Origin of the sequence: Stieleria mannarensis (genome assembly GCF_014154935.1) — a bacterium.
Taxonomy (GTDB): Bacteria; Planctomycetota; Planctomycetia; order Pirellulales; family Pirellulaceae; genus Stieleria; species Stieleria mannarensis.
The window spans coordinates 1-533 of record NZ_JACEHH010000215.1 but is presented as its reverse complement, the minus strand read 5'-3'; the positions used below and the strand labels follow the sequence as shown (position 1 = coordinate 533).

1 protein-coding gene is annotated in these 533 nt (G+C 54.2%); it reads left to right on the top strand.

Annotation, left to right across the window (positions count from 1 at the left end):
* Positions 1-137 precede the first annotated feature (137 nt).
* Positions 138-533 (top strand): hypothetical protein (locus tag H1B37_RS33135; RefSeq protein ID WP_182871543.1); only part of this gene is annotated, 396 nt, incomplete at its 3' end.

Below are 533 nucleotides of genomic sequence, written 5' to 3'. Positions count from 1 at the left end.
GGGTGCATTCCCATTTAGTTGACATTTTTTGCTAGCAACGCATCGGGGTTCGGCTGCGGTTTCTCGATTCGCTGACAGTGGTATCTTGGGCGATTCAAGGACGATCTTCCACTCGCCAAGCAAGGATGCGGTCAACGATGCAAGGACTAGCCATGGGACAATTGAAGGATAAACGGATCGAGTCGGCCGAAGAAATGTTCGCGTTGTTTTACGCTCAACTGGCTCCCGACGTGGCGCTTTGGAAGAAGCAGCTCTCGGACCATCCCGATCAACTCGGAACACTCGAAAGAACCATTCACAATGCCTTTGCCGGCGGTGCGGACATGGTCGTCGCAGGGTTGATCTCCTCGACCATGGTCGAAGAAGGGTTTGAAAAGTCATGCCAATCGAGCCGAGACAATTTTGCCAGACCGCTCCAGAAAGGACGTGAGACCAGGGTCGCAGTTCGGCTCCTCGGCGGCATGCTGTTTTGGGCCACAGCCCTGTACTGTGCTCCGAAGAGAAAGTTGCTCCGAAAAGACGATTCGCCTCGT